General features: G+C 74.4%; 6 protein-coding genes. 5 read left to right on the top strand and 1 reads right to left on the bottom strand.

Annotated elements, in window-relative coordinates; all coding sequences use genetic code 11:
• Positions 1-64: 64 nt before the first annotated feature.
• From AB0D85_RS26795 to AB0D85_RS26775, 5 genes are all read left to right on the top strand, one after another.
• Complete coding sequence (locus AB0D85_RS26795) at positions 65-358, top strand: DUF503 domain-containing protein (RefSeq protein ID WP_046732584.1); 294 nt, start codon at positions 65-67, stop codon at positions 356-358.
• A 46-nt stretch (positions 359-404) separates the two neighbouring features.
• Positions 405-863 carry a 30S ribosome-binding factor RbfA gene (gene rbfA, locus AB0D85_RS26790; protein WP_362325103.1) on the top strand — a complete coding sequence of 153 codons (459 nt, stop codon included), beginning with the start codon at positions 405-407 and terminating at the stop codon, positions 861-863.
• Positions 860-1,765 (top strand): tRNA pseudouridine(55) synthase TruB, encoded by a 906-nt coding sequence (truB, locus tag AB0D85_RS26785; RefSeq protein WP_362325100.1) that lies wholly within the window; start codon positions 860-862, stop codon positions 1,763-1,765. The genes rbfA and truB overlap by 4 nt, the downstream gene beginning before the upstream one ends.
• 247 nt (positions 1,766-2,012) lie before the next feature.
• Positions 2,013-5,663: a trypsin-like peptidase domain-containing protein gene (locus tag AB0D85_RS26780; RefSeq protein ID WP_362325097.1), complete on the top strand. Its 3,651-nt coding sequence runs from the start codon at positions 2,013-2,015 to the stop codon at positions 5,661-5,663.
• Between the two features lie 120 nt (positions 5,664-5,783).
• Positions 5,784-6,734, top strand: coding sequence for a bifunctional riboflavin kinase/FAD synthetase (locus AB0D85_RS26775; RefSeq protein ID WP_362325094.1), 951 nt, complete (start codon positions 5,784-5,786; stop codon positions 6,732-6,734).
• A gap of 68 nt (positions 6,735-6,802) precedes the next feature.
• Here AB0D85_RS26775 and AB0D85_RS26770 read toward each other — a convergent pair whose 3' ends face one another.
• Positions 6,803-10,504, bottom strand: a complete 3,702-nt coding sequence (locus AB0D85_RS26770) for an SCO5717 family growth-regulating ATPase (protein WP_362325092.1) — start codon at positions 10,502-10,504, stop codon at positions 6,803-6,805.
• Between the last annotated feature and the right edge of the window lie 561 nt (positions 10,505-11,065).

Here is an 11,065-nt window from a genome sequence, read left to right as displayed (position 1 = left end):
CGGGTCGGGGTACGGTCTTGGCAAGGCCATCGATCCCGTACCGGCGGGTTAACCGGATACATACATGTACGTGGGGACCCTGTCCTTCGACCTCCTCCTCGGCGACATCCACTCGCTCAAGGAGAAGCGCTCCGTCGTCCGCCCGATCGTCGCCGAACTCCAGCGGAAGTACGCCGTGAGCGCGGCCGAGGTGGACCACCTGGACCTTCACCGCAGGGCCGGTATCGGCCTTGCCATGGTCTCCGGCGACGCCGCGCACCTGACGGACGTGCTCGACCGGTGCGAACGGCTGGTCGCCGGCCGCCCCGAGGTGGAACTGCTGTCCGTCCGACGGCGCTTCCACGGCGACGACGACTAGACCTGAGACTTGAGAACGACAAGAGGAAAGAACGGGAGACGGAGCAGTGGCCGACAACGCGCGGGCGAAAAGGCTGGCGGACCTCATCCGAGAGGTGGTGGCCCAGAAGCTGCAGCGCGGGATCAAGGACCCGCGGCTCGGCACCCACGTCACCATCACGGACACCCGGGTCACGGGTGACCTCAGGGAGGCGACCGTCTTCTACACGGTGTACGGCGACGAGGAGGAGCGGAAGGCGGCCGCCGCCGGTCTGGAGAGCGCCAAGGGCATTCTCCGGTCCGAGGTCGGCCGGGCCGCCGGCGTGAAGTTCACGCCGACCCTCGCCTTCGTCGCGGACGCCCTCCCGGACACCGCCCGGAACATCGAGGACCTCCTCGACCGGGCGCGCCAGTCCGACGCGAAGGTCCGTGAGGCCTCCGCGGGCGCCGACTACGCCGGCGACGCCGACCCGTACAAGAAGCCGGGCGAAGACACCGCCGACGAGACGGACGACGCCACCGAATGACCAGCAAGCCCACCCCGCCCGACGGCCTTGTCATCGTCGACAAGCCGTCGGGCTTCACCTCGCACGACGTCGTCGCCAAGATGCGGGGCATCGCCCGCACCCGGCGCGTCGGGCACGCCGGCACCCTCGACCCCATGGCCACGGGCGTCCTCGTCCTCGGCATCGAGCGGGCGACCAAGCTCCTCGGGCACCTCGCCCTCACGGAGAAGGAGTACCTGGGGACCGTCCGCCTCGGGCAGAACACGCTCACGGACGACGCCGAGGGCGAGATCGCCTCGTCCACCGACGCCTCCAAGGTCACCCGCGAGGCCATCGACACCGGCATCGCCAAACTGACCGGCACCATCATGCAGGTGCCGTCCAAGGTCAGCGCCATCAAGATCGACGGCGTACGGTCGTACAAGCGCGCCCGCGAGGGCGAGGAGTTCGAGATCCCGGCCCGCCCGGTGACCGTCTCCTCCTTCGCCGTGTACGACGTCCGGGACGCCGTCGCCGAGGACGGCACCCCCGTCCTCGACCTGGTCGTCTCGGTCGTCTGCTCCTCCGGCACCTACATCCGCGCCCTCGCCCGCGACCTGGGCGCGGACCTGGGCGTCGGCGGCCACCTCACCGCACTGCGCCGGACGCGCGTCGGACCGTACAAGCTGGACTCCGCGCGCACCCTCGACCAGCTCCAGCGGGAACTGACCGTGATGCCGATCGCCGAGGCGGCCGATGCCGCCTTCCGGCGCTGGGACGTCGACGCCAAGCGGGCCCGGCTGCTCCTCAACGGCGTACGCCTGGAGATGCCCGAGGAGTACGCGGGCGCCGGTTCCGTCGCGGTGTTCGACCCCGAGGGACGCCTCCTCGCGCTCGTCGAGGAGCAGAAGGGCAAGGCCAAGAGCCTCGCCGTGTTCGGCTGAGCCGCACGGTGTGCCCGTGGAGCGGCGACCACGGGGTCTGGCGCCGCCGCCGCTCCACGGTCCCCCCTCGGTTCCCCCACCCCTAGGGTGTATCCACCCGCTCCGGGCTATTCACCCGACCGAGCAGGCGCTCGGAGTGAACCGGGGGAGCGGAAGGGGGCGCGTTCGCAGCCCACTCTGTCCCGCTGATCATTTCGCGCCTACCGTCGACAACAGGGCACGGGTGCACGGGCGGGGAGGTTCGAACATGGCGGGACGGGGCCCGCGGACCGGGAGCGGTCGCCGAACGGCGGACGGTACGCGGGAGGCGCGGCAGGAGACGGGACCGGAGCCGGACGAGCGGCTGGTCCGGGTCCGCGACCTCGCCGGACGCCCGCGCGGCACCGGCTTCCTGGCCGACCACCACGGGACGCTCATCACCAGCCACGAGGCCGTCGACGGCCTGGCCCGGATCGTGCTGCAGGCGGCCGGGGACCGTACCTGTGTGGTCGGCCCGGACGCGGTCACCCCGCTGCCGGCCCTCGACCTGGCCCTGATCCGCACCGAGGGCCTCGGCGTGGACCCGCTCCCGATCACCGTACGAGAGCGCATCCCGGCCGGCGCCTATGTACGCATCGCCGCCGACCGCTGGCGCGAGGCCCGGGTACTGGCCGCGACCCAGGTGACGTACACCGCCACCGACCGCTTCCATCTCATCGACGACGCGCTGGAGTTGGCGATCGGCACGGCGGGCCGCGACGCCCTGCGCCTGGGCGGCGGAGCGGCCGGCGGCCCGGTACTGGACGCGGAGACCGGCGCGGTCCTGGCCGTCCTCGGCACGGCCCTCCGGTCCGGCCAACGCGACGCGGGCTTCGCGGTCCCCCTCCACCACCCCGACAGCGCCCCCCTGACCGCCCTGCTGACCCGCAACGCGGCAACGGTCCCGTCCTACGGCATCGACCTCAACCTGGCAGGCATCCTGGAACTGACAGCCACATCGGTAGCCCAGGACGGCCCCCAGGGTGCCCTGGTCGGCTACGCGGGCCGCATGTCAACGCCCCGCACTGGAGCGCCCCAAAGGGGCGCGGGGAACTGCGCGACCAGCCACAACGCACCCGCAGCCCCAGTGGCACCTGCAGCCGCACTCTCGGCGGAACACACCGACCCCGTGCAACCCGTGGAACGAGCAGCAACCTCAAGGGAGCTGTCGGCCTTCGCCGAAGGCACCCGCACCGACAACACCCCCGGAACGGTCCTGGCCCTCGTCGGCACCCCCGGCACCGGCCGCACCACAGAACTCGCCGCCCTGGCCGCCCGCCGCACCCGCGAAGCGAACCCCGCTCCCACCCTCTGGCTACGCGGCGCCGACCTCAAGGACGCCGACGCCTCCGTGGCCGACGCGGCCCGCCGCACCCTGGAACGCGCGGTGCGGATCGTCGCCGCCTCCCGCTCCCAACTCCCCGGCGACCTCGGCGAACTCACCGTCGAACGGCTGGCCCGCGTCGCCGCCCGAGCCGGACGCCCGCTCCTCCTCCTGCTGGACGGCCCCGAGGAGATGCCCCCGGTCCTCGCCCACCGACTGCCGGCCTGGACCGCGGGCACCGCGGACTGGCTCCGCGACACCGGCGCCCGCCTCCTCGTGGCCTGCCGCGAGGAGTACTGGGAGCACGCCGGCACCGAGTTCCCGCCCGACCTGCTCCACGGGGCCGGCGAACCGCCCTGCGTCCGGCTGACCGACCTCACCCCCGACGAAGCCCGCCGCGCCCGCTCCCGCCACGGCATCCCCGACGGCGTCCTCACCGACCGCGACGCCCGCCACCCCCTCACCCTGCGCCTGCTCGCCGAGATCCGCGCCGCCCTCCCGGGCACCCCGGCCGGGCCCCCGATCGACCGGCACGACGTCTTCGCCGCCCACCTCGACCTGATGTGCCTGCGCATCGCGGTCCGGCTGGCCGCCGAGAACGGCCTGCGCGGTACGGCCGTACGACGGCTCGCCGCCCGCGTCTCCGGCCAGGTGCACGAGGCCGCCCGGCGCAGCCTCGGGCCCGGGCAGGGGGAGCTGGACCGGGAGTCGTTCGAGTCGGTGTTCCCCTGGGGCTCCGTCCCGGCCCACCTCGGCGCCGGCTCCGGCTGGGCCTCCGCCGTACTCACCGAGGGCCTGCTGGTGCCCGCCGGCAGCGGCTACCGCTTCGCCCACGAGGAGCTCGCCGACTGGATCCAGGGCATGCACCTGGACCTGGACGAGGCACTGGACGCCCTCGTCCACCGCCCCCGCGTTCCCCGGGGTGCCCACCCCCCGCCCGTCCCGCACCACAGGATCGGCCCGGTCGTCCAGGCCCTGCTGCTCCTCGACCGCCAGCACGGACCGGCCCGACTCGCCCCACGGCTCCTGGAGTTGGCGCACGCCCTCGACCTCGACCCCGGTTCCTGGTGGGCCGCGCGGCTGCTCGCCCAGACCCTGCTGCGGCTGCCCGACGCCACTCGGTACACCGACGTGCTGCGACTGCTCGCCGACCGGGTCGTCGGGCGGCGGCGCACCGCACCCGCCGAGTTCGGGCCGGACTTCTGGACCGCCCTCGCCCTGCCCGAGACCGAACGCTTCGACCTGCTGCGGCGGTTGGTGCTCACGGACGAGCCCCTGCCGGAGACCACGGGCCCCGGGCGCTTCGGAGCCCGGCCGACGCCAGCGGGGGCCGAGAAGGCCGACGGCACGCTCCCGCGCTACCTGGACGCCGTCGCCCGGCTGCTCGCCGCCGACCCCACCGCCGTACAGCCGTACCTGACCCGGTGGTTCGACGACGAGCGGCCGTTGCCCGCGATGCCGCACGCCACCGTGGCGACCGCGGCGCAGGCGCTGCTGCACACCCATCGGCACCGGGCACTGGACGACCTGACCGAGGTGCTGGTCGACTCCGCGCACCGCCGGGGCGACGAACTGCTCGCCGTACTCGCCGAGGACGAGCCGTCCGCGGTGTGCCGGGCCGTCGACCGCTGGGCGCACGACGACCGCCCGGCCCGCCGGGTGGCCGCCGTGGCCCACGGACTGCGCGCTGCCCCGCACGTCCGCAGCGAGCCCGACCGCCAACTGCTCCGTTACGCCGCGCTCGCCCTGCTCGCCCGTCCCGCCGACTGCAGCCTGCACGGCGGCGCCCTCGCCCTCCTGGTCCGGGACCCGGCGACCCGCGCCCGCCATCTCCCGCAGGCACTACGGCACTTCACCACCGGCGATCCCCAGCTGGCACCCGCCGCCCTGGTCCCCGCCCTGGCCACCCACCCCGAGGAGGTCCTGGCGGCCTACCGCGCCCGGCTGCGCGGACCGGACGCCGGACAGGTGCTGCGCAGCCTCGCCGACGTCACCACGTTCACCCTCGCCCAGCGGGTCACCGCACTGGTCCTGGAGGCCGCCGCACTGCGGCCCGAGCTCGCCGGGCAGGTGGCCGGGTTCGTCGAGCGCCGTCTCGACCAGGGAGCCGAGGCCCGCGCCGGCCTCCTGCCGCTGGTCACCGGGCTGCTCGACAACGGCCCCGAGCCGGTGCGGGCGGCCCTGGCGACCGTGCTCGGCGCGGCCGGCACCCCCGCCTCACGCCCGCTGCGCCGGGAACTGCTGGAGTTCCTGCTCGCCCATGAACGGGACCCGGGCGTCCTCGACGCGCTGCTGCACGCGGCCGCCGTCCAGCGCGAGGACGACGGCGACGGGATGCGTGAGCTGGTCCGGCGCACCGGGCTGCTGCTGGTCCGCACCCCGGACGGCGCGACCCGTTTCGACCGCGGACTGGTCGATCTCGGCCGGCATGTGCCCGGATTCGCCGCCCTGATGGCCCGCTGGCTCACCGACACCCCGGAGGAATGGGCCGCGGTGGTGGGGCCGAGCACCCGGCGGATGCTGGGGAACCTGGCGGGCGTCCGGGTGCCCGCATGAGGGGGCGGGTGCGTGCGCCCGGTCACAGCGACCGTGCCGGTGTGAGCCGAGTGCAGCAAACATGGCACCCTTAGACCTGCGTAAGAGGGACAACCGACACGGGTTCGAGGAGCGGACACAGTGCAGCGCTGGCGTGGCTTGGAGGACATCCCCGAGGACTGGGGGCGCAGCGTCGTCACCATCGGTTCCTATGACGGGGTGCACCGCGGTCACCAGCTGATCATCCGGCATGCCGTGGACCGCGCCCGTGAGCTGGGCATCCCGGCCGTCGTCGTCACCTTCGACCCGCATCCCAGCGAGGTCGTCCGCCCCGGCAGCCACCCGCCGCTGCTCGCCCCGCACCACACCCGCGCCGAGCTGATGGCGGACCTGGGCGTGGACGCGGTGCTGATCCTCCCCTTCACCACCGAGTTCTCGAAGCTGTCGGCCGCCGACTTCGTGGTGAAGGTCCTGGTCGACAAGCTGCACGCCAAGGCCGTCGTCGAGGGCCCGAACTTCCGCTTCGGCCACAAGGCCGCGGGCAACGTCGAGTTCCTCACCGAGCAGGGCAAGGTGTACGACTTCGAGGTCGAGGTCGTCGACCTGTACGTGCGCGGCGAGGCGGGCGGCGGCGAGCCGTTCTCCTCGACCCTGACCCGCCGCCTGGTCGCCGAGGGCGACATGGCGGGCGCCCGCGAGATCCTGGGCCGCCCGCACCGGGTGGAGGGCGTGGTCGTCCGCGGCGCCCAGCGCGGCCGCGAACTCGGCTTCCCGACAGCCAACGTCGAGACGCTCCCGCACACCGCCATCCCCGCCGACGGCGTCTACGCCGGTTTCCTGCACGCCCAGGGCGAGACGATGCCGGCCGCGATCTCCGTCGGCACGAACCCCCAGTTCGACGGCACCGAGCGCACGGTGGAGGCATACGCCATCGACCGCGTCGGCCTCGACCTGTACGGCCTGCACGTCGCCGTCGACTTCCTGGCCTACGTCCGCGGCCAGGCCAGGTTCGACTCCCTCGACGCCCTGCTGGAGCAGATGGCCGAGGACGTCAAGCGCTGCCGGGAGCTGGTGGCGGCGGAAGAAGCCTGATCCACAGAGCTTGATACGCCGAAGGGCGGCCGGTGCGGTGAGGCACCGGCCGCCCTTCGGCGTTTCGGTCACTGCTGCGGTGGCTGTCCCTGCGGGGGCTGCGGCTGCTGAGGTGCCTGCCCCGGTGCCTGCTCCGGTGCCTGGGGGTGGGGCGGCTGCGGGGCCTGCGGGAAGCCGTAGCCGCCGCCGGGCGGGGCCGGGGGAGCGGCGGGGGGCTGCGCGCCGGCGTCGGCCTGCGGATAGCCGTAGCCCGGCTGTGGCTGCGGCTGTGCGGGATACGGCTGTCCCGGCTGCGGCGGGTAGGGCGGTTGGGCGGCGGGCTGCGGCTGACCCTGGTGGCCGTACAGGTCCTGCTGCGGGGGCTGTCCCTGCTGGGGCGGATACGGCTGCTGCGGGTACGGCTGCCCGGGTGCGTACGGCTGCGGCTGTCCGGGCGCGTAGGGCTGCGGGCCGGGCAGCGGCTGGCCCGGCATCGGCGGGGCGGCGACCGGCGGCGGGTTGCCGTCGCTCGTCCACAGGCCGTGCATCTGCTGGTGCCGTACGAAGTCCTCGGCGACCATCGCGGCGAGGTTGAAGTACGCCTCGCGCACCTTCGGCCGCATCATGTCGAGGTCCACCTCGGCACCGGCGGACAGGTGCTCGTCGAAGGGGACGACCACGACACCCCGGCAGCGCGTCTCGAAGTGCTGCACGATGTCCTCGACCTTGATCATCTTGCCGGTCTCGCGGACCCCGGAGATCACGGTGATGGACCGCGACACCAGGTCGGAGTACCCGTGCGCGGACAGCCAGTCCAGCGTCGTACTCGCGCTGCTCGCACCGTCCACCGACGGCGTCGAGATGATGATCAGCTGGTCGGCGAGGTCGAGCACCCCGCGCATGGCGCTGTAGAGGAGACCGGTGCCGGAGTCGGTGAGGATGATCGGGTACTGCTTGCCGAGGACGTCGATCGCGCGCCGGTAGTCCTCGTCGTTGAACGTGGTCGAGACGGCCGGGTCGACGTCGTTGGCGATGATCTCCAGGCCGGAGGGCGCCTGGGACGTGAACCGCCGGATGTCCATGTAGGAGTTGAGGTACGGGATCGCCTGGACGAGGTCACGGATGGTGGCCCCGGTCTCCCGGCGCACCCGGCGGCCGAGCGTGCCGGCGTCCGGGTTGGCGTCGATGGCGAGGATCTTGTCCTGGCGCTCGGTGGCGAGCGTGGAGCCGAGCGCGGTGGTCGTGGTCGTCTTGCCGACACCGCCCTTGAGGCTGATCACCGCTATCCGGTAGCAGGAGAGCACCGGCGTGCGGATCAGCTCCAGCTTCCGCTGCCGCTCGGCCTCCTCCTTCTTACCGCCGATCTTGAACCGGGAGGACGCGGCGGCGGGCCGGCCGCTCTTCGCCTTCTGCTTCTTGTTGTTGAGCAGCCGGTCGGAGGACAGCTCCACGGCGGCGGTGTAACCCAGCGGTGCGGCACCGGGGTTGGTCATCTGCCGCTGGTCGTGCTGGATCGGCTGCGGCCAGGCGGCACCGGCACGCGGGTCGACCGGGGGCTGGGGGGCCTGCGGCGCCTGCTGCGGTGCCTGCTCGGGCTGAGGGGCCTGGGCGGGCTGGGCGGCGCGCGGGTCCTGGGGAGCCTGCGGCTGCGGGGCCTGCGGCGGGACGGCGGCACCGGGCTGCGGGAAGCCGTAGCCACCGGGCTGGGCCGGGGGCACCGGGGGCTGCGCACCGGGCTGCGGGAAGCCGTAGCCACTGGGCGCGGGCGCCTGGGGCACGGGGGCGCCGGGATAGCCGTAACCGCCCTGTACGTCGGGGGCCGGGGGCTGGGCACCGGGGTGCGGGAAGCCGTAACCGTCCGGTGCCTGCGGCGGGACCGGCGCGCCGGGCTGCGGGAAGCCGTAGCCGCCCTGTGCGTCGGGCGTGGGGGGCTGTGGCGCCGGGGGCTGCTGCGGGGCGTACGGCCGGCCGGGCGGCGGGGGCGCGGGCTGGTTCCAGGCGGCGGGCGCGGGCTGCGGCGCCTGCGGCTGGAACGGCGGCTGCTGCCCGGGCACACCGGCCGGGCCCTGCGGGTGCGTCGGCTGCGGCTGACCGGGCGCCGGCTCCTGCGGCGCGGACTGGGCCGGCCACTGGGCGGCCGGTGCGGGCGCCGCGGGCTGGTAGGACGGCGGCAACGGCGGCACCGCGGCCGGCGGAGTCGGCGGGGGCGCCCAGGCGGTGGGCACGAGGTCCTCGGGAGCCGGGGGCGCGTCCTGCGGGGCGGGTGGTGCGGAGGGTACGACGTCCTGGGGCGCGGGGGGCGCGTCCTCGGGCGCGGCGGTGTCCTCGTCGGCTACGGCGCCGAGGGCGTCGCCGGTCTCGGCGCCCGCCTCGTCGTCCGCGCTGTCGGTGTCGGTGCCGGCGACCGTGTCCTGGGGCTGGTCCTCCTCGGTGTCGTCCACCGGGGCGGCTTCCTGGTCGGGCTCGTCCTCACCGTCGGCTTCGGCGGAGCGGGACTCGTCGCGCGGACCCTCGGCCCCGCCGTTCTCGTCGTCCTCGGAGCCGATCACGTCGATGGAGACGTGGACCGAGTCGTCCACGTCGGCCGGTGCGGACGACTCCGCCGCTTCCTCGACCTCGGAGGTCACCGGGAGCGCGACGACGTCGGCATCCGTGTCCTCTTCTTCAGCGGGGCCCTGCTCCGTGGCCTCGCCCCGGTCGGCGACAGCCTGCTCGGCGGCCTCGGTCATCTCCCGCTTCATGGCGACGGCGGAGAAACGCATCGTCGCCCCGCTCTCCAGGTCACCGTTGTCCGCCTCCAACTCCGGCTCGGGCTCCGGCGCCTGCTCCTCGGCGGCAGAACCCTGCGGCTCGAAACCGACCGGCAGCTTGGGCACGGCGCCCGGGCTGCCCACGGGCGGCGCGGCAGGCGCAGCCGGCGGCGCAGTGGGCGGCGCGGGTGGAGCGGCCGGCGCCCCCGCGTCCGCGCTCGGAGCCGGCGGCGTGAACGGCGCCCCCGGCGTCGAGGCGGGCGGCGGCGGGAAGGGCGCTCCGGGCGTCGCGGTCGGCGGCGGGGGGAAAGGGGCCCCCGGTGTTGACGCGGGCGCAGGAGTGAACGGTGCTCCGGGAGTTGACGCCGGAGGCGGAGTGAAGGGAGCCCCGGGCGTCGAAGCGGGCGCAGCCGTCGCCGGAGCACTCGGCGTCGCCGCAGCCGGAGGCGTGAACGGTGCACCGGGACTCGGCGCGGGCGGAGGTGTGAAGGGTGCGCCGGGAGTTGACGCAGCCGGAGGTGTGAAGGGTGCGCCGGGAGTTGACGCAGCCGGAGGTGTGAAGGGTGCGCCGGGAGTTGACGCAGCCGGAGGTGTGAACGGCGCTCCGGGATTCGATGCGGGCGGAGGTGTGAACGGCGCCCCCGGAGAGGACACGGGCGGCGGAGTGAACGGAGCACCAGGCCCCGCCGTTCCGCCCCGCTGCCCCTGCTGGGCGTGCGGAGGGGGAGTCAGCCCGGGGATCGGCGCACCCGGCGGGAACGGTGAACGCGGCTGGGCCGCAGGCGTCGTACCGGAGCCCGGGGCACCGGCGCCCGCCCCCGGCCCGCCCGCCGGACCGGACGCACCCGCGGGCCCCGAGGCGCCGGGATCCTCGGAACCGTCGGCCGCACCCGGACCGCCCGCCGCGTTCTGCGTGTACCAGGCGGGCGGCGCGTAGTCGATCGTGAACTCGCCCGTGATCTCGTTGAGGGACTCCGCGTCGGGCTGGTCATCGCCGGGTGTGGCCCAGCCCCCGCGGATCCCGTCCCGATCGCTGCTCACAGTTCCTCCTGGTGTGGTCGAGCACCCTCATGCCGTGCCGGCGCGACGACCATGTCGTGTCGTTCTCAGCATCCGTATTCGTTTGAGGTAGTCCGATCCACCGGCTCTCCCCCTCGGGACTCCGACGCCGTGTTCACGGTCCTGACGTCGCGTCCCCCTCCCAGCCTAATCACCGTGAGCCGCACCTCGGCAGGCCCGTCCGCTCTCGGTGGACGCCCACCTGGTCACACCCTGCCCGGAAGTGGTGTGCACGACCTTCGTGTTGTCGAACAATCGGTGAATAAAACAGGCAAGAAACGTCAGTTCGGGCCCCGGTCCAGGTGTGCACGGCAAACGCCGCACCCTTCCCGGAAGTTCGGCCGTACGCGCGGCGTGCAGCAGACAAGGAAGGGACCGTTCGGCGTGAAGAGCTGACCCGCGCGGGGCGGGCGCAGGGGGGTGCGGATGTGGGGGGGGGGGGGGGGGGGCGGGGGGGGGGCGGCCCGCCCCCCCGCGCGGGGGGGGGCGGCCCCCGCCGCCCCGCGGGGCCGCGCCCCCCGCTGCGGCTGGTTCGTCAGGTCC

Source organism: Streptomyces sp. NPDC048277 (assembly GCF_040652235.1).
Taxonomy (GTDB): domain Bacteria; phylum Actinomycetota; class Actinomycetes; order Streptomycetales; family Streptomycetaceae; genus Streptomyces.
This window is presented reverse-complemented; position numbering and strand designations above follow the sequence as displayed.

What these genes read in the sequence shown, in the direction of transcription:
- AB0D85_RS26795 (WP_046732584.1), top strand. Translation starts at nt 65, where the DNA reads ATGTACGTGGGGACCCTGTCCTTCGACCTCCTCCTCGGCGACATCCAC.
- truB (WP_362325100.1), top strand. Translation starts at nt 860, where the DNA reads ATGACCAGCAAGCCCACCCCGCCCGACGGCCTTGTCATCGTCGACAAG.
- AB0D85_RS26780 (WP_362325097.1), top strand. Translation starts at nt 2,013, where the DNA reads ATGGCGGGACGGGGCCCGCGGACCGGGAGCGGTCGCCGAACGGCGGAC.